23 protein-coding genes, 1 tRNA gene and 1 pseudogene are annotated in these 22,607 nt (G+C 73.7%); 8 read left to right on the top strand and 17 right to left on the bottom strand.

Annotated features, from left to right (window positions below):
• Positions 1 to 96: 96 nt before the first annotated feature.
• Positions 97 to 252, bottom strand: a complete 156-nt coding sequence (locus ACZ7FF_RS31145; protein ID WP_470816557.1) for a hypothetical protein — start codon at positions 250 to 252, stop codon at positions 97 to 99.
• 141 nt (positions 253 to 393) lie between these two features.
• Positions 394 to 885 (bottom strand): MarR family winged helix-turn-helix transcriptional regulator, encoded by a 492-nt coding sequence (locus ACZ7FF_RS31140; RefSeq protein ID WP_470816292.1) that lies wholly within the window; start codon positions 883 to 885, stop codon positions 394 to 396.
• 103 nt (positions 886 to 988) lie between these two features.
• Between ACZ7FF_RS31140 and ACZ7FF_RS31135 the strand changes: the two genes are divergently transcribed.
• Entirely contained in the window at positions 989 to 2,356 is a 1,368-nt protein-coding gene (locus ACZ7FF_RS31135; protein ID WP_470816291.1) for a pyridoxal phosphate-dependent decarboxylase family protein, read from the top strand.
• Positions 2,357 to 2,706: 350 nt separating this feature from the next.
• On the opposite strand, the gene ACZ7FF_RS31130 is transcribed toward ACZ7FF_RS31135, so the two are convergent.
• The 6 genes from ACZ7FF_RS31130 to ACZ7FF_RS31105 all read right to left on the bottom strand — a co-directional run bounded on the left by ACZ7FF_RS31130 (position 2,707) and on the right by ACZ7FF_RS31105 (position 8,022).
• Positions 2,707 to 2,780 (bottom strand) — tRNA-Met (locus tag ACZ7FF_RS31130).
• A 188-nt stretch (positions 2,781 to 2,968) separates the two neighbouring features.
• Positions 2,969 to 3,175, bottom strand: coding sequence for a DUF6417 family protein (locus tag ACZ7FF_RS31125; RefSeq protein ID WP_470816290.1), 207 nt, complete (start codon positions 3,173 to 3,175; stop codon positions 2,969 to 2,971).
• A gap of 126 nt (positions 3,176 to 3,301) precedes the next feature.
• A complete protein-coding gene (locus ACZ7FF_RS31120; protein WP_470816288.1) occupies positions 3,302 to 4,183 on the bottom strand; it encodes a helix-turn-helix domain-containing protein in 882 nt (293 codons plus the stop codon).
• A gap of 30 nt (positions 4,184 to 4,213) precedes the next feature.
• Entirely contained in the window at positions 4,214 to 4,903 is a 690-nt protein-coding gene (locus tag ACZ7FF_RS31115) for a peptidoglycan-binding protein (protein ID WP_470816286.1), read from the bottom strand.
• A 989-nt stretch (positions 4,904 to 5,892) separates the two neighbouring features.
• The gene (locus tag ACZ7FF_RS31110) at positions 5,893 to 7,068 is read right to left on the bottom strand and encodes an ABC transporter permease (protein ID WP_470816285.1); all 1,176 of its coding nucleotides are present in this window, start codon (positions 7,066 to 7,068) and stop codon (positions 5,893 to 5,895) included.
• A gap of 168 nt (positions 7,069 to 7,236) precedes the next feature.
• The gene (locus ACZ7FF_RS31105) at positions 7,237 to 8,022 is read right to left on the bottom strand and encodes an SDR family NAD(P)-dependent oxidoreductase (protein ID WP_470816283.1); all 786 of its coding nucleotides are present in this window, start codon (positions 8,020 to 8,022) and stop codon (positions 7,237 to 7,239) included.
• Positions 8,023 to 8,252: 230 nt separating this feature from the next.
• Between ACZ7FF_RS31105 and ACZ7FF_RS31100 the strand changes: the two genes are divergently transcribed.
• Positions 8,253 to 8,918: a TetR/AcrR family transcriptional regulator gene (locus ACZ7FF_RS31100; RefSeq protein WP_470816282.1), complete on the top strand. Its 666-nt coding sequence runs from the start codon at positions 8,253 to 8,255 to the stop codon at positions 8,916 to 8,918.
• Positions 8,919 to 9,184: 266 nt separating this feature from the next.
• Entirely contained in the window at positions 9,185 to 9,823 is a 639-nt protein-coding gene (locus ACZ7FF_RS31095; protein WP_470816280.1) for a nucleotidyltransferase domain-containing protein, read from the top strand.
• 90 nt (positions 9,824 to 9,913) lie between these two features.
• On the opposite strand, the gene ACZ7FF_RS31090 is transcribed toward ACZ7FF_RS31095, so the two are convergent.
• From ACZ7FF_RS31090 to ACZ7FF_RS31080, 3 genes are all read right to left on the bottom strand, one after another.
• A complete protein-coding gene (locus ACZ7FF_RS31090; RefSeq protein WP_470816278.1) occupies positions 9,914 to 10,411 on the bottom strand; it encodes an RICIN domain-containing protein in 498 nt (165 codons plus the stop codon).
• A gap of 436 nt (positions 10,412 to 10,847) precedes the next feature.
• The gene (locus ACZ7FF_RS31085; RefSeq protein ID WP_285563149.1) at positions 10,848 to 11,018 is read right to left on the bottom strand and encodes a DUF5670 family protein; all 171 of its coding nucleotides are present in this window, start codon (positions 11,016 to 11,018) and stop codon (positions 10,848 to 10,850) included.
• Positions 11,019 to 11,186: 168 nt separating this feature from the next.
• A complete protein-coding gene (locus ACZ7FF_RS31080; protein ID WP_470816277.1) occupies positions 11,187 to 12,143 on the bottom strand; it encodes an NAD-dependent epimerase/dehydratase family protein in 957 nt (318 codons plus the stop codon).
• Between the two features lie 203 nt (positions 12,144 to 12,346).
• On the opposite strand from ACZ7FF_RS31080, the gene ACZ7FF_RS31075 reads away from it, so the two are divergent.
• Entirely contained in the window at positions 12,347 to 13,054 is a 708-nt protein-coding gene (locus ACZ7FF_RS31075; protein WP_470816275.1) for a TetR/AcrR family transcriptional regulator, read from the top strand.
• A 339-nt stretch (positions 13,055 to 13,393) separates the two neighbouring features.
• On the top strand, positions 13,394 to 14,299 hold the full coding sequence (locus ACZ7FF_RS31070; protein ID WP_470816274.1) for an alpha/beta fold hydrolase: 906 nt from the start codon (positions 13,394 to 13,396) through the stop codon (positions 14,297 to 14,299).
• A gap of 4 nt (positions 14,300 to 14,303) precedes the next feature.
• Here the strand turns inward: ACZ7FF_RS31070 and ACZ7FF_RS31065 are convergent, their stop codons facing one another.
• Both ACZ7FF_RS31065 and ACZ7FF_RS31060 read right to left on the bottom strand, forming a co-directional pair.
• The gene (locus ACZ7FF_RS31065) at positions 14,304 to 14,462 is read right to left on the bottom strand and encodes a hypothetical protein (RefSeq protein ID WP_470816272.1); all 159 of its coding nucleotides are present in this window, start codon (positions 14,460 to 14,462) and stop codon (positions 14,304 to 14,306) included.
• 288 nt (positions 14,463 to 14,750) lie between these two features.
• Positions 14,751 to 15,296, bottom strand: coding sequence for an RNA polymerase sigma factor (locus tag ACZ7FF_RS31060; protein ID WP_470816270.1), 546 nt, complete (start codon positions 15,294 to 15,296; stop codon positions 14,751 to 14,753).
• Positions 15,297 to 15,509: 213 nt separating this feature from the next.
• Between ACZ7FF_RS31060 and ACZ7FF_RS31055 the strand changes: the two genes are divergently transcribed.
• On the top strand, positions 15,510 to 16,214 hold the full coding sequence (locus ACZ7FF_RS31055) for a Clp protease N-terminal domain-containing protein (RefSeq protein ID WP_470816269.1): 705 nt from the start codon (positions 15,510 to 15,512) through the stop codon (positions 16,212 to 16,214).
• A 195-nt stretch (positions 16,215 to 16,409) separates the two neighbouring features.
• On the opposite strand, the pseudogene ACZ7FF_RS31050 reads toward ACZ7FF_RS31055, so the two are convergent.
• Positions 16,410 to 16,933, bottom strand: a pseudogene (locus tag ACZ7FF_RS31050) (GNAT family N-acetyltransferase); the annotation flags it as partial.
• Between the two features lie 49 nt (positions 16,934 to 16,982).
• Positions 16,983 to 17,441, bottom strand: a complete 459-nt coding sequence (locus ACZ7FF_RS31045) for a MarR family winged helix-turn-helix transcriptional regulator (RefSeq protein ID WP_470816267.1) — start codon at positions 17,439 to 17,441, stop codon at positions 16,983 to 16,985.
• A 53-nt stretch (positions 17,442 to 17,494) separates the two neighbouring features.
• Between ACZ7FF_RS31045 and ACZ7FF_RS31040 the strand changes: the two genes are divergently transcribed.
• Positions 17,495 to 18,109, top strand: coding sequence for a TIGR03086 family metal-binding protein (locus tag ACZ7FF_RS31040; protein WP_470816266.1), 615 nt, complete (start codon positions 17,495 to 17,497; stop codon positions 18,107 to 18,109).
• Positions 18,110 to 18,122: 13 nt separating this feature from the next.
• Here the strand turns inward: ACZ7FF_RS31040 and ACZ7FF_RS31035 are convergent, their stop codons facing one another.
• On the bottom strand, positions 18,123 to 18,944 hold the full coding sequence (locus ACZ7FF_RS31035) for a TrmB family transcriptional regulator (protein ID WP_470816265.1): 822 nt from the start codon (positions 18,942 to 18,944) through the stop codon (positions 18,123 to 18,125).
• 285 nt (positions 18,945 to 19,229) lie between these two features.
• Here ACZ7FF_RS31035 and ACZ7FF_RS31030 point away from each other — a divergent pair, with 285 nt between their 5' ends.
• On the top strand, positions 19,230 to 20,438 hold the full coding sequence (locus ACZ7FF_RS31030) for a S53 family peptidase (protein WP_470816264.1): 1,209 nt from the start codon (positions 19,230 to 19,232) through the stop codon (positions 20,436 to 20,438).
• Between the two features lie 706 nt (positions 20,439 to 21,144).
• Here ACZ7FF_RS31030 and ACZ7FF_RS31025 read toward each other — a convergent pair.
• Complete coding sequence (locus ACZ7FF_RS31025) at positions 21,145 to 22,551, bottom strand: vanadium-dependent haloperoxidase (RefSeq protein WP_470816262.1); 1,407 nt, start codon at positions 22,549 to 22,551, stop codon at positions 21,145 to 21,147.
• Positions 22,552 to 22,607 lie beyond the last annotated feature (56 nt).

Here is a 22,607-nt window from a genome sequence, read left to right as displayed (position 1 = left end):
GCCCTCTCGCGGCGTGTGGCGAGAGGGCTCCGTCCGGTGCTGCCGCCCGCGTGGGGGGAGTTGAGGGCTTCGCGGGATGTGGAGCTTGATGCCTGGTCAGCGTCTGCGGGACCAGGTGCTGCCGATTCCGGCGACGTGCAGGGCCAGTGCGGTCAGGCCCAGGAGCATGACGTTGACCGACGAGAACGTGTGATTGGTGCTGATCTCCGCCGCGTTGATGAGGAACGCGATGAAGAACAGTACTGCTGCCACCAGGCCGAGCATGGCGGGACTCCTCTCACAGGGTGAAGCCCGTATGCCCGGATGCCGGTCCGCCAAGCGTGGCGTGCAGGCACCGGGGTCGCCCAGGTCGCGCGCCCGAGGAGGCCGCGGTCTTGAGGGGCGGGGGTGGCCTTACCGGATGCCTTCGCCAAGGGCCTTGTCGATCTCGCCCAGGGCGCTGGTGAGGCGTGTGTATTCCTCGGCCGCGAGGGGTTTGACGAAGTACTCCTCCACCACGTGCGCGTGGACGGCGGCGGCGCGCAGGAAGGCCGTGCGGCCCTCGGTGGTCGGTTCGACCAGGGCCACCCTGCGGTCGGCCGGGGAGGGGAGGCGGCGGACCAGGCCGGCCTCTTCCATGCGGTCGATCAGGCGGGTGGTGCCGCTGCTGGTGAGGGTGAGGTCGTCGGCCAGCTGCCGCTGGGAGACCTCCTCGCCGGGCCGGCGGCACAGCCGGATCAGGACCTCCAGCATGGTGTGGCTGATGCCGCACTCCTTTCGCAGCGCGCTGTCGATGCGCTGTTCCAGGCGGGTGGCGGACTTGATCAGGAGCCCGAAATCGCGGACGAGCCGGCTGTTGGCGGCGCGGGCGGCGGCTTCGTCGCTGTGCCGGGGGGTGGTGTTCATCGCCGCCGACTCTACTGCTTGCACACCTACTGCTGTCTCAATTGCTGAGTAGTCAGCGAAATTCTATGGTGGGTGCGCACTCGCGAGCGAGAGGGAGACTCCCGTGGATCTGCAGCACTGGCTCGGCCGGGCCGCCCAGGCGGTACAGGGCTGGGCCGACTCCTTCGGCCCCTACGAGCCCCATGCGTCCCTGCAGGTGGACGACGACCGCTTCGCGTCGGTCTTCGCGGAGTTCACCGGGCGGCTGAAGGACAACTACCCCTTCTTCCACCCGCACTACGCGGGCCAGATGCTCAAGCCGCCGCATCCCGCCGCGGTGGTCGGCTACCTCACCGCCATGCTGATCAACCCCAACAACCACGCCCTGGACGGCGGTCCCGCCACCGCCGCGATGGAACGCGAGGCCGTCGCCCGGCTCGCCGCCATGTTCGGCTACGACGACACCCACCTCGGCCACCTCACCACCAGCGGCACGATCGCCAACCTCGAAGCCCTCTTCGTCGCCCGCGAACTGCACCCCGGCCGGGGCGTCGCCCACAGCGCCGACGCCCACTACACCCACGGCCGCATGTGCCAGGTCCTGGGCATGACCAGTCACCCCGTGCGCACCGACGACCGGGGCCGCATGGACCTCGACGCGCTGGAGGAGGTCCTCGGCACCGGGCAGGTGGGCACCGTCGTCCTGACCACCGGCACCACCGCACTGGGCGCCGTCGACCCGGTCCACGACGTGCTGCCCCTCGCCGAACGCCACGGCGTCCGCGTCCACGTCGACGCCGCCTACGGCGGCTTCTTCACCCTCCTCGCCGGCGCCGACGGCCCCGAGGGCCTGCCCGCCGAGCCCTGGCGGGCCATCGCGCGGGCGGACTCGGTCGTGGTCGACCCGCACAAGCACGGCCTGCAGCCCTACGGCTGCGGAGCCGTCCTCTTCCGCGACCCGGAGGTGGGCCGCTTCTACCTTCACGACTCGCCCTACACCTACTTCACCTCCGCCGAACTCCACCTCGGCGAGATCAGCCTGGAGTGCTCCCGCGCCGGTGCCTCCGCGGCCGCCCTGTGGCTCACCTTCCAGCTCCTCGCGCCCACCCCCGACGGCCTCGGCAAGGTCCTGGCGGCCGGCCGGCGGGCGGCGCTGAAGTGGGCGGACCTGATCGAGGCGTCCGACGTCCTCGATCTCTACCAGCGGCCCCAGCTGGACATCGTCACCTACTTCCCCACCGCCGACCCCGCCACCCTCACCGGCGTCGACGCCGCGTCCGCGCGCATCCTGACCGGCGGCATGACCGGCCCCGACCCCGTCTTCCTCAGCACCCTCAGGGCCGGCCACGAGGCGTTCACCGCCCGCCACCCCAAGATCACCGCGGACGCCGACGGGGCCCGCATCCTGCGCAGCGTGCTGATGAAGCCGGAGTCCGAACACCACGTCGAGCGGTTGCACCACCGGGTCGAGCGGCTGGCCCGGGCCGCCTGATCTCGCCAACTTGCCGGTCACGGCGTGCAGTTCACCCGCCGCCGGGTCCGGGCCGCCGCGCCTCGGTATCCGTCGGTATCCGTCGTCCGAGGCAGCCGCGGCTACGGCACGGGCGTCAGCACCCCTGCCGCGGCCGGCGAGGTGGCGCGAAGGACGGCCGGCGGCCGCGAGCCCGGTCGGCGGCTCCCCCGCGGCCACCTGGCCCGGCATCCGCCGGGCCGGGTGGCAGGCCGGTCGAAACGGCGCGTCCCCGCCTCGTCCAGGCCGCCGGAGCGAGGGACACACCGGCCGGGCGCGGGGCCCGGGCATGCCGAAGGGCCCGGCGGATGGCGCCGGGCCCTTCGGTTTCGTAGCGGGGACAGGATTTGAACCTGCGACCTCTGGGTTATGAGCCCAGCGAGCTACCGAGCTGCTCCACCCCGCGTCGGTACGCCCACTCTACACAGCAGTGCGCACAGAGCCGAATCCATATTTGATGTCGCCCGCCGCTGCCCACCCCGGGCGGTCCGGTATTCGGTCTCCGCTCCCCCGCCGATTCCTTGCTCCAGCCCGCATGCGGACCCCGCTGAGCCCTCCTCGGGCCGGGCGACGCGGGCGCTGGGATGTCAGGTCTCAGTTCTGCGCGGGTACGCGTGCGGCGATCTCTTTGGCCAGCCGGTTCGCCTCCGCGGACATGCTGGGGCCCTCGGCCGCGACCACCAGGACAAGCCGCAGCAGGTCGTGAGCCTCCTCCAGGCTGAGCCGTGCGAGACGCTCGCCTGTCTGCTCCACGGGGGCGAAGCCGCTCTCGTCCCGGTCCGGGTGCACGTAGTCGTCCATAGCAGGGCAACGTACCCGGCCGTTCTTCGGTCACTCCCCACCGGCAACGACGTACAGCCCCGGGCCCCTGGCACCGGGCCCCGACCGCGTTCGAGGAAGCGGTCGTGAAGGGCGTTCTCCCAACGGTCAGCCGGTGCTGCCGAAGCACTCCCTTCCCGGATGGTCGGGGGACGGGTAGTAGCACGCCTGCAGATCGGAGGGGTGGGGGGCGGCGATCATGGTCGTCGTCGTGACCTCGCTCCCGGCCGGCCGCGCTGCCCCGGCGGCGCTCTGGAGGTGTGCGCCGGGGCCGGTGAGCACGATGCGGAAGCCGGGGTGGGCGGGCCAGGCGCGGATCCATCCGGCCTGGCAGCCCGGGCTAAGCCTGATCTCGAGGCGGGTGCCGTCGGCTGCCGTGTGGGAAGCGGTGGTGACGGGGTCCTCGCATGCCGTCGTTCGCGGGTTGCGGCCTTCGCAGGAGCCCAGCCGGCAGATGGGCGCCCGGGTTGCCGCGGGGGCGGTGGTGGTACGGGACGCGTACAGGACGGCGGCGGGCGTCACCATCGCCGCGCACAGCAGGAACACGGCGGCCGCTGCGCTCACCGGGCGCCTGTCGATGAACGCGGATGCGGCGAGCAGCACGGTGCGTGCGCGGCCGACGCGTGGTGGCGCAGGCGGACTGTCGAGTACGGCGGCGCCGGAAGGGGGCAAGGCCGTCCGGTCGGTGCCGCAGGGCGTCGTGTGCCCTCGCCTGCTCCAGGCCGCGTCCGCCAGCACCCACTGCGCCAGCAGTTCCTCCTCGCTCTGTCGTGCTGCCCGGCACAGGGCCCGGACGGCGTGCCGGGGCGGGAACTGCTTGCCGTTGAGGTAGCGCTCCCACGACGACTTGCTGATAGCTGTCGCGTGCGCCAGTTCGGTCAGGGTGAAGCCGCTGTGGTCCTTCACGGTGCGCAGGCCGGTGACCAGACGTGAGCAGGCGGCGGGCAGATCCAGGGGCAGCCCTCGCCGGTCATCTGCAAAGTACGCCATCGCCTCCGGTTCCCCTTTCCCGGTCACCGTCTATCCCACGTGGCGCAGTAACGCCCAGGTCTGCTCGCCGACGATCCCGTCGGCAGGCACACGGTCCAGCCGCTGCAGCCGTTTGACCTCCGCCTCGGTGCGTCCGCCGAAGTACCCGTCCACGTCACCGGGTGACAGCTTGTGGCGCACGAGCAGGCACTGCACTTCCGCGGCTTCGGGGCCGGTGGTGTTGCGCATGACCAGGCGGGAGGTGGTGGTGCTGTTCCCGGCGTAGAGCCGGTCGCCGTGCCGGGCGTAGGTGCACGTGTACTTCCCGACACCTGCCCCACCACTCGCAGGGCCCTGCCCGCGCCAGGGATCGGCGATCAGCAGGAGTGAGGTGATCGCGGACAGCAGCAACGCGCACGCGGCGACGGCCAGTGCCGCCACCCGGATCCTCGGCTCCTGTGCGGGCGGTACCGCAGCGGCGGTCCGGGTTTCCCCGGCAGCATCCCGCAGGGCCAGCAGCGGCGTGGCATCGGCGCCGGCCGTCCTGGCCAGTGCCTCGACGGCGTCGTGAGGGGGCAGTGTCTTGCCGTTGAGATACCGCTCCCAGGAGGCCCTGCTGAAAGGTGTTTTCGCCTGGAGCGATGTCAGGCTCAGCCCGCTGTGGTCCTTCAGCCGCCGCATCTCCACCACGAGTTGCCGGGTGCGCGGATCAAGCGACTGAGGCAGTGCCTTCCACCTCACCACGCCTCCTCGCCGGTCCCGGCTCCTTCACGGGCAGCGCAACGCCCGCACGGCCGGAGCCCTTCTCCAGTCTCTCCTCGGTGCGCCGCCCACGTGGCGGGTTCGTCTTTCCCTCCCCCTTTCGTGCGCTCGATTCCGGTCACGCCGGCGGAGGACTCGAAGTGCCCGCGCATCTCACCGGCACGGGTTCCCAAGAACACGTCTTCCGGCTGCTTGTGTGCAGGTCACAGCCTGGGACGTCCCGGGACGTCCCGGAGTGCTCGCCGTGTGTGGAGGCGTGCGCTTTCGTCCGGCACGCTCGTGCCGACCCCGGGCATCACGCCCGAGGGCCAGGCAAGAAGGGGAAATTTCCGTGCAACTACGCAGTCGTATGATTCCGTTCGCGATGACTGCCGTGCTGATCGGGGCAGGCGCGGCAGCTGTGGCACCTGCCGCTCACGCGCAGACGACGGCTCCGGCGACACCCAGGTGCAAGGTGTGGGAGAAGAACACCACCCGGTTCTCCGGCTGGTGCGACGGGCGGGGGCCGGCGAGCTACCGCGCGACCATCACCTGCCGGCGAGGCGGCGAACACCAGGGACAGTGGCGCTGGCTGGGGGACCGACGGGGCTCCACGGCATGGTGTGAGAAGAACGACCGGGTCGCCAGCAAGTGGCAGTTCATGAGTGGTTGACCGACCGGCGCGCAGCGGCCGGCCGGTGAAGAGCGGCGCGAGAGGCCGCCATCGCCTGCGTCCGGTCCGCCGCGGTGCAGACCCCGGCAGCACCACCCGCCGGGGCCTGCACCGCCGGCCGTGCAGACCCCGGCACCCGGCCGGGACGCCGCCGGTTCACCGGGGCCAGTACTGGGCGAGGGCTCCCTCGCGGTACGGGGCCGGGCTGACACTCAGCTCGCCGGCGAAGGGGCGCTCCAGGTCACACGAGCGGGTGAGGGGCCGGCCCGGCGTCCGCGAGGACGGGCGGCGGCCGTCCGGGGAGGGCCCGCGGCGCTCAGGTCGCCGGTGCCGCCTGCTGCGGCCGGGAGCGGTGGCGGGCCGTGCGGTCGAGGGTGTACTGGGCGGTGAGGCAGGCGGCGCTCCAGCCGGCGAGGAGGGTGAGGCCGGTGGCGAGGTGGGCGCTGTGGAAGTACGACGCCTCGCGCAGGGCGTGGACGGCGATGCCCGGCGGCAGGACGTAGGCGAGGGGGGACAGCCATGCGGGCAGGTACTGCGGGGGCAGGATCCCTCCGCTGGAGGCGTTGCCGAGGATGAGCAGGGCGATGGAGGCCAGCGGGATGCCGGCGGGCCCGCACGCGCGCATGATCAGGCCCGCGGAGGCGGCCATCGCGAGGGACAGCAGCGCGGCGACGGCCGCGGTGGTGGTGAAGGCGGCCGGGATCGCGCCGAGGGCGAGGCAGGCGATGGCCGCGACGACCAGGCCGGAGGCCGCGGAGAAGGCGGCCATGGCGGTGACGCGCGCGGCCGGCGCCATGCGGGGGGCGATCTGGTAGGAGGACACCGCGAAGAGGTAGCCGGCCAGGACGACCCCGAAGCACGCGTAGAAGATCGACAGTCCGCGGGAGTCCTGCGGGGCCAGCGGCACCACGTCGCTGACGGGGACCGGGTGGCCGAGCGCGGCGGTGAGGGTGGCCTGGACGGCGCCGGTGGCGGAGGGGCCCTGGGCGCCGGCCACCAGCAGTTTCAGGTGCCGGTGCGCGTCGGTGACCAGGGCGGCGCCCACCTCGTCGCGTTCGATCGCGGCGCGGGCGGCCGCGGGGCGCGGGTAGCGGTGGAAGCTGACGGCCTGGCCGTCGAGGTCGTTGACCGCCAGTTCGACGCGGGACGCGGTGGTGTCGGGGGCGGCTATGCCCAGCGGCAGGCGGTGCGAGGTGGGGGCGTGGAAGGCCGCGAGGAAGACGGCGACGAAGGCGGCGCCGACGAGCAGGGAGGTGATGACCGGGACGGTGATCGCCTTGCGGACCGGGACTTCCGCGACCGCCGGGACCGCGGCCGGGATGCCGTGCTCGGTGTCGTCCAGGTGCGGATGGGAGGAGTACGGGTGAGGGGGGTGCCGGTCGATGTGGGGGGTGTGGTCGGCGCGGTGGCGGGGCCGGGCGGGCCCGGCGGGTGCCGGGGAGTCCGGTGTGTTCGGGGCCATCGGCGGGTTGGGGGTGTTCGGGGAGGGCATGGCTTCTTCTCGTCGGCTGCGGGGGTGCGGGCTTGCGGGCAACGGGCCACCGGGCTGTGCGGCCCGACGGCACAGGGCTGCGGGGTCAGGGCTGCGGGGCCGTGAGGAGTGGGGGCTGTCGGCTGCGGGGCGGGGACTTCGCGGCGGGTGCCGGGGGCTCGGGGGCGGTCAGAAGAAGCCGCCGTCGAGGGGGAGGGTGCGGCCGGTGAGGTAGGCGGCGTCGTCGGAGGCGAGGAAGGCGTAGCCGGCGGCGACCTCCTGGGGGCTGGCGAGGCGGCCGAGCGCGCCGTGGACCTCGAGCCACTGGGGCAGGGGCATGGTGCCGCGGAGTTTGGGGTGCTGGTAGTCGGCGCCGTGTTCGGCGGCCATGTCGGTGGCGGTGCCGCCGGGGGCGATGGCGTTGATGGTGAGGCCGCGTGTGCCGAGTTCCGCCGACAGGTTCAGGACCATCGACTCCACGGCCGCCTTGGACGCCGCGTACAGGGTGTGGCCGAAGACGGCCCGGGAGGCGCTGACGGAGGAGGTGAGCACGATCCTGCCGCCGGCGCCCATGCGGGCGGCCGCCTGCTGGGCGGCGAAGAGCTGGCCGCGGGTGTTGACGGCGAAGACGCGGTCGAAGTCGGCGGGGGTGATGTGCTCCAGCGCGTCGAAGTGCTCGACGCCCGCGCAGGAGGCCAGGACGTCGATCCGGCCGAAGCGGTCCGTCGTCTGCTCGAACAGGGCCCTGGTCTGGTCGGGTTCGGCGACGTCGGCGCGCAGCGCGAGCGCGTGGCCGCCGTCGGCGCCGAGGGTGGCGGCGAGGTCCTGTGCCGCCTGTTCGTTGCCGCGGTAGCCGATGACGACGGCGGCGCCTTCCGCGGCCAGGCGGGTGGCGACGGCGGCGCCGATGCCCCGGCTGCCGCCGGTGACGACGGCGACTTTCCCGGTGAAGCGTGAACAGTGCACTGCGGTCATGGGACGGGTTCCTTCCACTGGTGCATCAGGTGGGTCGGCCGGCGGGCCCGGGCCGGGCGCCGGTATCCGCCCGGTGATGGGGGCGCGCAGGGCGTGCGGGCGGCCGTCGCGTCGCGTATCGCGGTGCGGGGCGGCGTACCGACACTAACACTAAGCGCAGGGAATCCTTCGCTTACGGGGTTGTGTCGTAGTCTCGGCTGGCAGGCCAGGACGAGAACAGAGGTGAGCCGGTGACCGCCGAAGGGGCCAAGGGGGGCGCAGCGCCGCGGCTGCGGATGGACGCGGCGCGCAATCGCGCCCAGATTCTCAGCGCCGCCCGCGGTGCCTTCCTGGAGGCGGGTACGGCCGTGCCGCTGGAGGAGATCGCCCGTCGTGCGGGCGTGAACATCGCCACCCTCTACCGGCGCTTCCCGCGCCGTGAGGCGCTGATCGCGGCGGTCGTCACCGAGGGGTTCGCCATCGTGCTGGACGCGGCCCGCTCGGCGGCCGCGTCGCAGGCGGATCCGTACGCGGCCGTCGAGGCGTTCCTGCAGGGGGTGGCCGCCAGCCGCGATGTGCTGGTGCTGCCCCTGATCGGCGGGCCGCAGACCGACGACCCGCAGGCGCGCGAGATGCAGCGCGACATCGCCGCCGTCCTGGAGGAGATCCTGGCCGAGGGGCGCCGGCGCGGGCTGATCCGGGCGGACGTCACGGCCGTGGACCTGATCACCACCGCCGCGCTGGTGTGCCGCCCGCTGCCTTATCTTCCGCCCGAGCAGGCCGCCGCGCTGACCGCGCGTCACCTCGGCGTCTTCCTCGACGGGCTGCGTCCCGAACCCTCCCGCGTCCTGCCCTGGGCCCCGAGCTCCGAGGAGATGGCCGAGCACCTGCACGGCGGCGGCGCGGGCGGGCGCTGAACGGGAGTCCGCCCGAACGCCCGTGTGCGCGCGGGGAGTCGGCGGCCGGCCGCGCCGGTCGTACCGGGGGCACGGCCACCGGGACCGGGACTCCTCCCGGCGCCCGCGGCCCCCGACGGCACGGCGGACGGGAGGCGCCGTCCCTCGTTTCAGGGCGGCGAGGATGCCGGTGCCCCTCTTCGCCGCGAGGCGGTCCCGGCGGCGCGGCCGCGGGGCCGGGGCCGGCCGCGTGTCCGGGGCCCCGGGGGGGGACGTAGGTGGTGTCGGTGACGGAGTCTTTGCCGCCCGGCGGCGTCGTGCTGGACGAGGACGGGCTGGAGGCCCGGTGGGCGGGGGCCTGGCGGCCGTGGCAGGTCGCGGACCGGCTGGAGGGGGTCGGTGTGCCGTGGTGCGTCGCGGCCGGGTGGGCGCTGGACCTGTTCCGGGGAGGGCGGCCTCGGCCGCACGGGGACCTGGAGATCGCGGTGCCCGCGGCCGGGTTCCCGCAGATCCAAGAGCGTTTTCCCGAGGGCGTGTTCGACGCGGTGGGTTCGGGGCGCGTCTGGGCGGGGGCGGGAGCCGAGGCGCTGGCGGCGACGCACCAGACGTGGCTGCGGGATCCGGCCGGCGGGGGGTATCTGTTCGACGTCTTCCGCGAGCCGCACGAGGGCGGAACGTGGATCTGCCGGCGGGACGCGGGACTGCGGCTGCCCTACGACGCGGTCATCGAGCGGACGGCGGACCAGATCCCCTACCTGATACCGGAGTTGGTGCTGCTGTTCAAGGCGAAGGCGGTACGGCCCAGGGACCAGGCGGACTTCGACGCCGTGCTGCCGCTGCTGGGCCCGGCGCGGCGGGGGCGCCTGGGTGAGTGGCTGGAGCGTGTGCACCCCGGGCATCCGTGGACGGCGCGGCCGGCGGGGTGAAGGGGCCGGGGGCTGACACCGGGCGACCCGAGGTCCTGTGCCGGCCCCCCGCGGGGCGGCACAGGACCTCGGGTCGCCCGCGGGGTGCGGTCAGGGCACCCAGAGCCACTTGGTGTGGTTGCCGTCGATCTGGTAGCAGCTGGGGTAGGTGTCGCTCGACGAGTAGTGCCCGATGTATCCGCTGACGGTGCCGAGGGTCGTGGGCTTGTTCGCCTTGGGGATCGTGCTCATCCCCAGGTAGTAGTTCTTGTAGTTGTTGCAGCTCGTGGTGTCGACGTCCTTGGGGAAGTCGCCGCTCGGGCTCTTGGGGACGGCCAGGCAGATGTCCGTGTCGTGGAGGCCGCCGTAGACCTCGTGCACCTGGCCCTGGACGACGCCCCACCACTGGTTGGCGTCGTTCCGGTTGCACTTGGCCATCGTGACGACGTACGTGCTGCTGGAGCGCACCCCGCGCATGCACTTGCCGGTGGCCACGTTCTTGATCTGGTAGGCGGCGCCGGACGCGGACGCGGGCGTGGCCCCCAGGGCGATCTGGGTCGCCGCGGCGATGCCGGCGACCGCGAGCAGGTCGGTCGTTGTGCGTTTCACTGCGTTCCCCCATGGTCGGTGACGTGATGTCGACTCCGCGGTCCCGGTTGATCGCGGCGAGTGGTTCGAACCTAGGGGCCCCGGTCAGGGGCGGCGTCGGCCACTCGAACGATGTGCCTCCGCCGGTCGGGGGAGGAACCGTACGACCGCGGAACGGGGATGCCCGGTGCCGGCGGGCGGGTTCCGCAGGTGAGGTGGCTGCGCGCCCGCGGGGAAGGGGCGCACCGGCCCGGCGAGGTGTAGGAGGCAGGTTCCACTGCTGGCCCCGCGGGACCGGTGCGTACCTCGGCTACCCTCCGGTGCGCCCGATACGCCCGGATCCCTCCCGCCCCTCCCCTCGAACGGGGTGTCTTTCGGGCATGCGTGGGGGCCCGGCCGCGTCCCGGCCGGGCCCCGCTCCTTGTTCCCTCGTGGTGTGCGCCGGGGGTGCCGGTGGCTACCAGCGGTACCAGCGGCCCCGGCGTCCGCCGCTGCCCGCGGGCCGGACGAGGAAGCCGAGCAGCCACAGGACCAGCACGATCACCGCGATCCACCACAGCGCCTTCAGGGCGAAGCCCGCGCCGAAGAGGATCAGGGCCAGAAGGAGAACCAGAAGAAGTGGAACCATCGTTATCGACCTCCTGGCCACCGGATGCCCTTACTTTGCCCCTACAAGCACACAAAATATGGGTTATTTCCACGGGATGGAGGGCATGCGCGCATCTCGCGACGTTCCCCCGCTCCCCCGCCTCATGCACCCGGCCCCGAGGGCGCGGTGCCCGGCGGGGCGGGGCCGTCAGCGGTTGTCCAGCCAGGTCCTGAACCAGGCCAGGGTGGCGTCCAGCGCGTCGCCGAGCGGGGTGGGGGCGGCGTCGAAGGTGCGCTCGAAGGCGGAGGAGTCCACGATCTGCGGTTCCAGGTGCTGGTAGAACATCTCGGCGTACTCGGCCATGAAGGTCTCGTCGAACGGGCCGAAGGGGCGCGGCTCTTCGAGGAGTGTGACGTCGAGCGGCCGGCCCACCCGCTCCTCGATCATGGTGTGGATCTCGCGGGTGCTGACCGCCGGCGCGGTGGGCAGGTGCCACACCCGGCCGTCGCCCTGGGCCCGCTCGCCCAGGGTGGCGAGGCCGGCGGCGACGTCGCCGATGTAGGTGTAGCTGTGCGGCAGGCCGATGTCGCCCAGGCCCAGGACCTGGGTCGCGGTGAGCGCGCCGGGGAAGACGGTGGCGCCGAGGCTGGAGTTGAGCACGCCGGGGCCCATGAAGTCGGCGGAGCGGCCGAGGACGACCCGGGCCCGGCCCTCGCGGTGCGCGGCCAGGTACGCCTCGTCCAGGTCGGCCCGCATGCGGCCCTTGCGGCTGGTCGCCTTCCAGGGGCTCTCCTCGGTCATCACCGCCCCGCCCGTCTCGCCGTAGGGGTAGAGGGTGTCCAGGACGACCAGGCGGGCACCGGACTCGGCCGCGGCCCCGAGGACGGCCTCCTGGATCCGCGGCATCACCTCGACCTGGAGGTGGTAGCCGACGTTGACGCAGTGGTGGACGACCGCGGCGCCCGCGATGGCGGCGCGCGCGCCGTCCGCGGTGCTGACGTCGGCGGCACGGCGCTCGACCCCCTCGACGGCCGGCCCGGCGCCGGTGCGGTCCACGAGGCGTACGGCGTGGCCGCGGCGCACCAGTTCGCGGGCGAGGGCGGTTCCGGCGGGACCGGATCCCAGGACGGCGTGCAGGGCGCGGGGGGCGGTGGCGGCGGACATGGCGGGCTCCTTCTGACGGTGTGCGGCGGCCTCGGTGCGGTGCGGCCGGTGTGCGGACCCTTCGGGCGGCCGGTGTGCGACCCCTTCGAGTTATCCACACTCTCGACAGTTAGAGACTGTAACTGAAGCGATTGTTCATAGCAACAGTGGTGGGTCGGGGCGGGCGTTAAGGTGTGTCACGAGGTCTGTGAAAGGAGACGTCCATGGCCGCCGCTTCGCTCAGCCCGAGGGCCCGCTACCGGGAGCAGACACGCGCGGAGATCAAGGAGATCGCGCTCGGCCAGCTCGCCGAGGGCGGTACGGCGGCCGTGGCGCTGACCCGGATCGCCAAGGAGGTCGGCCTGTCCGGCCCCGCCCTGTACCGCTACTTCGACAGCCGCGACGCGCTGCTGGGCGACCTGATCCGCGACGCCTACGCGGACCTCGGCGCGGCGGTCGCGGCGGCGGCGAAGGAGCTGCCCGCGGGCGGGACGCGGCGGGCGCGGCTGCGGGCCCTCGCGGCGGCCGTGCGGGCCTGGGCCGTCGCCGAGCCGCACCGCTACCTGCTGATCGAGGGGACGCCGGTGCCCGGCTACACGGCGCCCGCCGACACCCTGGACAGTGCCCGGGCGGTGCTCGGGCCGTTCCTGGCCTGCTTCGAGGAGGCGGAGCCCGCCCCCGCGGTGCGCCCGCTGGTGGCGCAGATGACGGCGTGGGCCGACGGGGACGCCGGCGTCGCCGCATGGGTGGGCGCGCACACCCACACCGCCGGTGCGGGCACCGCCCTGGCCGGCGCCGTGCTCGCCTGGACCCAGCTGCACGGGGCGGTGAGCCTGGAGGTGGCCGGCCAGTTCCAGGGCATGGGCCACGACGGAGCCACCCTGCTCACCGCCCAGATGGACTCCCTCGCCGACACCTTCGCCCTGGACTGAACCGGGGCCGGTGCGCGGCGGCCGGGGCCAACTGCCGCCGGGTGCCCGGGTGGTGGCGCGGGGGCGCCGGGTGATGGCGGGGGCACTCGGGTGGTGGCGCGGGGGCACTCGGGTGGTGGCGCGGGGGCACTCGGGTGGTGGCGCGGGGCGCCGAACAGTGCTTGGCCCGTCGGGGGCGCGGCAGCCGCCCACCGCACGCGGCGCGGTCCGCTGCCCCGGTCTGTTGCGGCCCCGTTCCCGCCATCGCGAGGGGGTGGGGAACGTTCTGGCCTCCTGCCGCCTCCTGGCATGCCGAAGCGGGCCGCCAGCGGGCCCGCCGGAGGCGAGAGGTGTTCTTCCATGGCATCGAGTACGACCCCGGTCACGGCCGGCGCCGGCCGGCCGCTCCCCGACGCCGAGGGGGCCAGGCACCGCTGGCTGGAGGTGCGCGGCATCCGGTTGCATGTCGCCGAGTACGGGAGCGGGGCGCCGGTGCTGCTGCTGCACGGGTTTCCGCAGCACTGGCTGGCCTGGCACCGCGTCGCGCTCCTGTCGGCGGGCGGGCGGCGGCTGATCTGCCCGGATCTGCGGGGCTTCGGCTGGTCCGAGCAGAGCCGGCGCGGCTACGACATCGACGGCCTGTGCGAGGACATGCTCGCGCTGCTGGACGCGCTCGGGCTGGAGCGCGTGGGTCTGGTCGGTCACGACTGGGGTGCGCACGTCGGTTTCCGGATGTGCCTGCGGGCACCGCAGCGGTTCACCGGGTACCTGGCGCTGAACGTGGCGCACCCGTGGGCCCGGCAGCGGGCCATCGCGGCGAACCTGTGGCGGCAGTGGTACACCGCCTTCGTCGAACTCCCGGTGATCGGCCGGGCCGTGCTGCGCCACCGGCCTGCGTTCGCCCGCTTCCTGCTGCGCCACCAGGTCGCCGGCCGCTCGCTGTGGCAGGCCGGTGAACTCGCGGAGTTCGGCGCCGCGGCCCAGGCCTGCGCGCACGCGGGGCAGGCCATGTTCTGGCAGTTCGTGCTCCGCGAGATCCCGGCGCTGGTGCGCGGCACGTGGCGCGGGCACCGGCTGGGCGTTCCGACCGTGCTGCTGGGCGGTGAGAAGGACACCGTGTACCCGCCGTCCATGCTGGCCGGGGGCGTCAGCCACGCGGCCGGGCTCAGGGTGCGGATCGTGCCGGGCGCCGGGCACTTCCTGCCCCGGGAGCGTCCCGAGGCCATCGCCGCGGCGATGAGGGAGCTGTTCGGGGCCGGGAGTTGACCGGCTACGGGCGCGCGGCGGCCCGGGCGGCGACCTTGCGGACGAAGGCCCGCCCGCGGCGGCCTCCGAGCGCGTACGCCCGCTGAAGGGGGCGCAGGGCGGCGGGGCGGGCCGCGCCGAGCATGGCGAAGCGTGTGCCGTCGCCCTCCGGTACGGCGGCCATGCCCCCCCACCACGAGCCGTGACTGCATCAGGCACCAGCCGGGAGCCAGCCGCACCTCGAAGGCGCTGGTCCGGCCCAGCGGGCCCACCGCGAGGGCGTGTTTGCGGCCGGCGTCGCCGGGCGGGACGCGGAACTCGCGCAGCCCCGGCACCAGGTGGGGCAGCTCGCCCGCCAGGTCCGAGGCGACCGCCCACACCCGGTCGTACGCCAGCTCCAGGTGCTCCTCGGTGTACAGGGTGGTGTGCAGTCCGGCGGCCATCAGCCGCAGCCGGGTCACGGCGTCAACGCTCATTGCCGCCACGCCTTGCGGAAGGCCGAACGGGCCCGGTGCAGCCGGGACTTGACCATGCCGGGTGCGATGGCGAGTATCTCGGCCGCGCTGCGTTCATCAAGCTCCTCAAGTTCGCGCAGGACGAGGACGGCACGGTGGTGCGCGGGCATCCGCGCGAGCACGTCCCGTACCTGCGTGGGAAGTTCGCCGTCCGCGGGGTCGACGAGGCCGCGCAGGCGGGCGACTTCGTCGGGATCGGCGGGCCGCTCGGCGGCGGTCCGCCGCGCCACCCGTACCGCCTCGCGCACGGTGACGGTGCGCACCCATCCGAAGAACGCCTGCGGATCACGCAGGGACCGCATCCCGACGAAGACGGCGGTCAGCGCCTCCTGGACGGCGTCCTCGCAGTCCGCCAGGGCGATCGGGCGGCACAGGCGGGTCACGTACGGCGTCACCACGGTCAGCACCTCGTCCATCGCCAGCACGTCACCCGCCCGCGCCGCCCGCACCAGCGCGGCCACCTCGCCCCACGGCGGCTGGGGCCGTCCCGCTGCACCGTTCATCGCGGCGGACCCTACCGCTTCAGGGCCGAGCGCATGCCGCGTGGGCGACCGGCCGATGACGACCCGCCCGGGCGCCTCCCCGATGCCGCACCAGGCGTGCACCACGGGTGAGTTGGGGGCTCCGCCGCGAGTGGCAGGCCGGTGCTTGACGCGTGAACCACCAATCGTCAATTACTACTTGACGGTGATGCATCGTCAATTCATGCTTGACGCATGAGTCCTCTCGACATCAACCTCGCCGATCTGATCGCCCGCCTGGACGAGGAACTTCCCCACGCCAGTGAACTGGCCCGCATCAGCGAGGCGCGCCTTCGCGCCCAGACGCTGTCCGACCTCGGTGAGCAGCTCATCGACCACTACGTCAGCAAGGCCAAGCGGACCGGCGCGTCCTGGACCGAGATCGGTGACGCCATCGGGGTGTCCAAGCAGGCCGCCCAGCAACGCCACGCGCCCGCCCCGTTCGAGCGGTTCACCGACCTGAACCGGCACAGCGTCGTGCTGGCGCAGGAGGCCGCCCGCACCTACAAGCACGACTCCATCGGCAGCGAACACCTTCTGCTCGGCCTGCTCGGCGAACCGCGGGGCCTGGCCCACGAGGTGCTGGTGGCGAAGGCCGGGTCGGAGCAGCGCGTCCGCGAGGCGGTCGAGGAGGCGATGGCACCGGCCGGGGAGAAGGCGCTGCGGGGGCACATCGCGTTCCACCCGGAGAGCAAGGAGGTCATCGAGCAGGCGCGCCGCGCGGCGGCCAACTTCGGCCACGACTGGGTCGGCACGGAACACACGCTGCTGGGCCTGGTCCGCGCCGGGCAGTGCACGGCCGCGCAGATCCTGCGCGGCCTCGGCTTCACCTCGGACGAACTGCACGAGACGGTCAGGGCCGAGATCGCCCGGCGGGCCGCCGCACGCGACGGGCGCTGACGAGGCGGCCGGCCGCCGTGCAGGACCGTACCGCTGCGGCCTTCGCGCGCAAGGAGGGGCGGTGCGCCCGCGCCGCCCCTCATCCTGCGGCCACGGCGCCGGCGGCGGCCCGTTCACCGATCGCGCGGCACCAGGAGTCCTTCTTCCCGTGCCCCACGCCCCGGGCGGGCGGCGTTTTGCGTCCGGGCCGGTGTGCCGGAGCCGCTTGTCCAGCAGGGTGAAGGACTGGGGTGTCCCGCCCGGCTGGGGCTTGCCCCGCTTGTGGCCCACGACGCGGTGGCCGGCGCTGTGGCAGCAGGCGCCCAGCCGTGCGTCGGCGGTCAGGCGGTCCAGGCGCACACGGGTGCGTCCCGCTTCGGCCACGCGGTGTTCCGCCGCGCCGAGCAGCAGCCTGCCCGTTCCGGGCGCGGCGATGTCCCGGTCCACCATGAGCCGGTGGCACGTACCCGGCCACCGGCGGCTGGGGTCCCCAGGCGGCCTCGTCCTGCCACCACCGTTCCCAGGCACCGGCGATCCGCCCGCCGCGCGAGCCAGACCTCGCCGCAGGCCATGACCCGGCGGAAGTGGTCCTGGTCCAGCTCCCTCGGCCGCCACTGCCCCGTGATGCCGCGGGCCCACATCCAGCGCGCCGCGTCGTCACGGAGGCGGACCAGGACGGCCGAGTCGGCCTCGCCGGCCCGGCGCACGCGCAGATCATTCACCCGCAGGTGCTCACACACCGCCCCAGGAGCCGACGCGGCGGGCGAGCGGCGAGGGGCAGGACGCCGCCTACTGCTCGCCGCCGATCTCGGCGGGCGGCAGTGCGGCCAGCGCCTGCAGGGCGTTCAGGAAGCCGCGCCGGTCCCCCTGGGGCAGGCGGGCCAGCAGCCGTTCCTCGCGTTCCCGGATCGCCGAGCGGGCCGCCTCGCGCACCCGGCGCCCCTCGGGGGTCAGGGAGAGGACCCGTGCGCGGCGGTCGGCCGCATCGGGGCGGCGGGCGATCAGTCCGCGTTCCTCCAGGTCGTCGAGGACGGCGATGATCCGTGTCTTGTCGGCGCCGATGTCCCGGGCCAGCGCGGCCTGGGTGCGCACGGGTTCCTCGTCCAGGGCGAGCAGGACCGAGTACGCCCACATGACCAGTCCGTGCGCGCGCAGCACCGGCAGTTCGGCGGCCACCAGGGCGCGGCCCAGCGGAACGATCATCGCCGCCAGGTCGGGGCGCCCCTCGGACGCGGTGGTGTCGGCCATGGGTCAAGAAGATACTCGTTGACCTATCGTATGCTGCTGCTTATCGTAAGCACATGAGTATGGATTTGGCGGTGGTCAGGGCGTTCGACGCGCGTGCGGTGCGCGGGAGCATCGACGTGGTGCGCCGTGCGGGCGGTGCGGACCTCGCCCGCCCGACACCGTGCGGGGCCTGGGACCTGGGCGGGCTGCTCGCCCATATGACGGCGCAGCACCGGGGGTTCGCGGCGGCGGCGCGCGGCGAGGGCGGCGATGTGCGGCACTGGGAGGCCGCCGCGCCGGGGCAGGACGCGGTCGCCCGCTACCTGGCGGCCGCGGAGGCGGTCCTGGGCGCGTTCGCCGCCGTGCGGGCGGCGGACCGGGAGTTCGCCCTGCCCGAGTTCGGTGCGGGCGCGCGCTTCCCCGCCGCCTGGGCGATCGGTTTCCACTTCCTCGACTACGTCGTCCACGCCTGGGACGTCGCCCGCTGCCTCGAGGTGCCCTTCGCCCCGGAGCCCGACCTCCTCAAGGCCGCGCTGCCGATCGCACTGGCCGTGCCCGGCGGCGCCCACCGCACCGGACCGGGCGCCGCCTTCGCCCCGCACCTGCCCGGGCCCGCCGGCGGCGGCACGCTGGCCCGGATCCTGCTGCACCTGGGCCGCTCCCCCTCCTGGACGCCGCCCGCCGGCTAGCGGGCACGCCGGTTCACGGGGCCAGGCCGGCCTCGGCGGCGGGGACGGCGTCCTGCCAGACCGTGTGGAAGGCGAGGCGCAGGCAGCCGGCGAGGGCCGGGTGCTCGATGAACAGGGTGGTGGTGGAGCCCGCCCCGGCCACCGGGTCGGGCATGTCGCACAGCACGAGGGCGGCGTCGGCGATCACGAGTTTCAGCGGCAGCTCGGGCGCGAAGCGCGCCTCCTCCCCCGCGGCGGCGAAGCGCCGCACGTGCTGCGCCGTGTCGGGGTCGCGGGCGGTGTCGCCGAGGTAGATCGCCCGGACGGTGCCGCCCGCCTGGTGCAGCCGGCGCACCACCGCGATGCCCTCGGTGTTCTCGGTGGGTGCCACGAACGGCGGTTTGCAGAAGGTGAGGAGCTCGCGGCGGGCCTGGCGCTGGATGTCGGCGAAGCGCCCGGCGATCGCCTTGGGGTCCCGCAGGATCTCGATGTAGTCCAGCGGGTCGGTGTGCCGGCGCCCCTGGGACCACAGCGGCTGCAGGACGGCGGTCAGCGACTGGGAGACGCGCTCCAGGCGGTCGACGGACTCGCGCTGCACGGCCATCAGCCGGGCCAGGGCCAGTTCGGGGGTGACGGCGGAGTACGTGGTCACCCGCCCGGGGTGGGCGGTGGCCAGCCGGCGGCGCACGAGGGCGTCCAGCACGTCGTACACGCGCTGGCGCGGCACGTCGGCCTCCCGGGCCACCTCGGCGGCGGTGTACGTGCCGCGCCGCACGAGGGAGAGGTAGACCCGCGCCTCGTAGCGGGCGAGTCCCAGGGACATCAGGTCGTCGGCGGTTCTGTCTTCCGGCTCCATGGCCGCCCAACGTATCGGCCCGCGCCGGGGAGTTGGAGGCAAGGTTTTACCAACTGGCCCTGTTCTCTTCGGCAAACAGTCAATAACCTCGTCGACAGCCACCACTGACCGGGGTGGCAGCAACCGTCATCATGCCCGGAACACGGCTCTCGAGCGGCCACCCCCAACAGAAAGCGTTGTCATGCACGTGACAGCTTTCTGGCCGCCGTGCGGGAGCCGACCATCCCCCCACGGAGGGCAGTTCACTTGCGTTCTCATCGCAGAAGGAATCCCATACGCCGCGGCGTGCCCGCGCTGCTGTCCGCAGCGGCCCTGATCGCAGCCGGCGTGGCCGTCTCGCAGTCGGCGGCGTTCGCGACGACGCCCGCCGCCTCGCCCGGGGCGGCGACTGTGCACACGCACCGGCTGTGTTCGCAGCCGAGCAAACCCGGCTACATGGCCTGCCAGTCGGTCGTGCGCACCGACCTGGCCCCGCAGCGCTCGCTGGGCCGCCACGACACCCCCAAGGGCTTCGGGCCGGCGGACCTGCAGGCCGCCTACAACCTGCCCAAGGACGGCGGCAAGGGCGCCACCGTCGCGATCGTCGACGCCAACGACGACCCCAACGCCGAGAAGGACCTGGCGGCCTACCGCTCCCAGTACGGCCTGCCCGAGTGCAGCACCGCCAACGGCTGCTTCAAGAAGATCGACCAGGACGGCGGCTCCAGCTACCCGGCGCCGGACGCGGGCTGGGCCGGGGAGATCTCCCTGGACGTCGACATGGTCAGCGCCGCCTGCCCGCAGTGCCACATCCTGCTCGTCGAGGCCAAGTCCGCCAACATGGACGACCTCGGCGCGGCCGTGAACCAGGCCGTCAAGCAGGGCGCCAAGTACGTCTCCAACAGCTACGGCGGCGGCGAGGAGAGCGCTGACACCGCCTCCGACGACAAGTACTTCAAGCACCCCGGCGTCGCCATCACCGTCAGCTCCGGCGACAGCGGCTACGGCGTGGAGTACCCGGCCTCCTCGCAGTACGTGACCGCCGTCGGCGGCACCAGCCTGAAGAAGGACTCCAGCACCCGCGGCTACTCCGAGTCCGTGTGGGGCACCTCCGCCGGCGGTGAGGGAGCGGGCTCGGGCTGCTCCCAGTACGACGCCAAGCCGTCCTGGCAGAAGGACACCGGATGCGCCAAGCGCGGCGTCGCCGACGTCGCCGCCGACGCCGACCCGGCCACCGGTCTCGCCGTCTACGACACCTACCAGGCCGCCGGCTGGAACGAGTACGGCGGCACCAGCGCCTCCGCACCGTTCATCGCCGGCGTCTACGCCCTCGCCGGCGCCCCGGGCAGCTCCGACGTCCCGGCCTCCTACCCCTACGCCCACCCGGACAAGCTGAACGACGTCACCACCGGCTCCAACGGCTCCTGCGGCAACTACCTGTGCCAGGCGGGCAAGGGCTACGACGGCCCGACCGGCCTGGGCACCCCGAACGGGGTCGCGGCCTTCACCAAGTAACCCCGGGGCGCCGGCCCGGCCCGGTCCGGGGCCGCCGCGAGTGCGGCGGCCCCGGCACACCGGCCGGCGCGACGCCGGTCCGACACCGGCGGACCCGAGCCGGCACCGACCGTGCCGGCCCCTCCTCCGCACCGCTTCGCCCCGCCGGTCCTCCGGCGGGGCGAAGTGCTGTGCTGCCGGAGCAGCACACGGCGGCCACCCGGCGGGCCGGGTCGGGGCACGGAGGCGGCGCCGGCACTCCCAACCGCCGCAACAGAGGGCGTTTTTCAAGCCAGTGGGCCGCTGCTCCCTCAGGCCGAGAGCACGACGAGAGGGTGCCCGCGGGCCACCGGGCAGTCCGGCGACCGAGGTGACCGAGATCGTCGAAGTGACCGAGGTGACCGAGATCGTCGAGGTGGTCGAGGCGACCGAGGTGACCGAGGTCGTCGAAGTGGTCGAGGTGACCGAGGTGGTCGCGCGGCCGGGAGCCGGGCGGCAGGTCACGGGCGGAGCGGGCGGAGCGGGCGGCTTCCTCGGTGGCGAGGCCCAGGCGCCCCGCCGGTCCGGCCCACCCCGCGCAAGGCACAACCCGGTGCGGCCCGCCCGGGCAAGGCACAACCCGGTGCGGCCCGCCCGCGCGGAGGACGCCCCGGTCCGGCCCGCCCGCGCAGGGGAGGGTGACGGCCGGCCGTCGTACCCTGCGCGGGCGTGGGGGGACGGTGTCGTCTCAGTGCTGGTGCGGACGGCCCGGCCGGATCGGCAGCAGCGCGTTGGCGGCGACGTAGTCGGCGACGTGGGTGCCGATCGCATTGCCGTCCTCGGCGTCCCAGCGGTAGTGCATGCCCAGCCAGAGGCGGCTGAACTCGCCCTCGTGGGCGACCTGGCTGAAGCTGCCCATCCGGCGGTAGGCCACGAGGGTGTGCGGGTCCTCGGAGTGCGCGAGGAAGGAGACCTTGTCGCGGCCGAAGAAGTGCCTCATCGCGCCCGCCCACGCGGCCGTGAAGTTGGCGTGCCCGGAGGTCCAGGCGGGGAAACACGGGGTGAACGGTGCCCCGGCACGGTCCGCGTTGAGCGGCTCCCAGGTCACGTCGCCCGTCGCGTGGATCGCGGACACCGGGCGCCACAGCTTGATCGGGGTGTCGAACTTGGTGTCCCAGGCCGCGATCCCGGCATCCGCCAGCGCCAGCGCCGACGCCGCGAACAGGCGGGTGGTGTCGTACGTGCCGAGCCGGAACTTCCTGGCGACGATCCCGGTCAGCTCGACCATCTGCCCCGGGGGCTTGTAGGTGCCGTCCAGGTCGTGGTCCCAGAACCAGGCGATGACGGTCTGCTCGTGGGTGCGCTCGGTGGAGTCGACGGCGCCGACCCGCCGCACCTCGTCGCGCTGGCTCGCGTACTCGGGGCTGGCCAGCAGGTCGGCGTAGTCGGTGAAACCGCGCAGGGTGGGAGGCCGGAACTGCGAGCCGGAGCGCAGCACGAACGGCCGCACCTTGCCCCAGTTCGGGGTCACCGCGTCGCTCGGCTGCGTGCAGCCGTCCCCACCGGTGGGCCGCCAGGCCCCGGGGGTGGTGGTGTCGCCGTGGTAGACGTCCGGGTTGTGGGAGCCGTCGCCCGCCCGGGCCTTGTCGATCTGCCGCACCACCGGGTCGACGACCAGGCGGTCCAGCGGGTCGTAGGAGTGCGGGGAGCGGCCGGTGCGTTCCCTGAACTTGGCGTCGATGTAGGCCTGGTCGCCCGGAAACAGCTGCGAGATCATCCGGTACGCCGTGCGGTCGATCAGCCGCTCCTCCTCGTCGGGAGCAGGCCGCGAGTTTCTGCCGGCGTACTTCAGCGGCCGGTTGAGGTACGGCTGGTACTTCAGGGTCTTGTACGTGTACTGGTAGGCGCTCTCGGCGTTGTAGACCGCCGCGTAGACCATCGCCCCGGCCCGGGAGAGTCCGCCGGGCGAGGCGTCCCAGCCCCGCGCATCGCGGAACGTCTGGAGCAGGACCTTGGTCCAGTACTGCGTCGGATCGCCCTTGGACCCCGTCGCGGCGGCGGCCTGCGGCGCACCGGCCACCATCGGGCTCACCCCGGCGAGCAGGGCACCGGCCACGGCGGCGGCCCGCAGCCGTCCGCCCGCACGGGATCTCAAGCGTGAGAGCACGGGCTTCGCCGCCGGCCGACGGCCGTGATCGGGAGCCATGGCAT

Source organism: Streptomyces sp. NPDC037126, assembly GCF_055605965.1.
The sequence above is the reverse complement of the archived record's forward strand: the minus strand, read 5'-3'. Positions and strand labels throughout refer to the sequence as shown.

Bases quoted from the DNA above. Each gene is read 5' to 3' on its own strand.
- ACZ7FF_RS31140 (WP_470816292.1), bottom strand. From the start codon at position 885: ATGAACACCACCCCCCGGCACAGCGACGAAGCCGCCGCCCGCGCCGCC.
- ACZ7FF_RS31125 (WP_470816290.1), bottom strand. From the start codon at position 3,175: ATGGACGACTACGTGCACCCGGACCGGGACGAGAGCGGCTTCGCCCCC.
- ACZ7FF_RS31120 (WP_470816288.1), bottom strand. From the start codon at position 4,183: ATGGCGTACTTTGCAGATGACCGGCGAGGGCTGCCCCTGGATCTGCCC.
- ACZ7FF_RS31110 (WP_470816285.1), bottom strand. From the start codon at position 7,068: ATGCCCTCCCCGAACACCCCCAACCCGCCGATGGCCCCGAACACACCG.
- ACZ7FF_RS31105 (WP_470816283.1), bottom strand. From the start codon at position 8,022: ATGACCGCAGTGCACTGTTCACGCTTCACCGGGAAAGTCGCCGTCGTC.
- ACZ7FF_RS31085 (WP_285563149.1), bottom strand. From the start codon at position 11,018: ATGGTTCCACTTCTTCTGGTTCTCCTTCTGGCCCTGATCCTCTTCGGC.
- ACZ7FF_RS31080 (WP_470816277.1), bottom strand. From the start codon at position 12,143: ATGTCCGCCGCCACCGCCCCCCGCGCCCTGCACGCCGTCCTGGGATCC.
- ACZ7FF_RS31075 (WP_470816275.1), top strand. From the start codon at position 12,347: ATGGCCGCCGCTTCGCTCAGCCCGAGGGCCCGCTACCGGGAGCAGACA.
- ACZ7FF_RS31070 (WP_470816274.1), top strand. From the start codon at position 13,394: ATGGCATCGAGTACGACCCCGGTCACGGCCGGCGCCGGCCGGCCGCTC.
- ACZ7FF_RS31065 (WP_470816272.1), bottom strand. From the start codon at position 14,462: ATGGCCGCCGTACCGGAGGGCGACGGCACACGCTTCGCCATGCTCGGC.
- ACZ7FF_RS31060 (WP_470816270.1), bottom strand. From the start codon at position 15,296: ATGAACGGTGCAGCGGGACGGCCCCAGCCGCCGTGGGGCGAGGTGGCC.
- ACZ7FF_RS31055 (WP_470816269.1), top strand. From the start codon at position 15,510: ATGAGTCCTCTCGACATCAACCTCGCCGATCTGATCGCCCGCCTGGAC.
- ACZ7FF_RS31045 (WP_470816267.1), bottom strand. From the start codon at position 17,441: ATGGCCGACACCACCGCGTCCGAGGGGCGCCCCGACCTGGCGGCGATG.
- ACZ7FF_RS31040 (WP_470816266.1), top strand. From the start codon at position 17,495: ATGAGTATGGATTTGGCGGTGGTCAGGGCGTTCGACGCGCGTGCGGTG.
- ACZ7FF_RS31035 (WP_470816265.1), bottom strand. From the start codon at position 18,944: ATGGAGCCGGAAGACAGAACCGCCGACGACCTGATGTCCCTGGGACTC.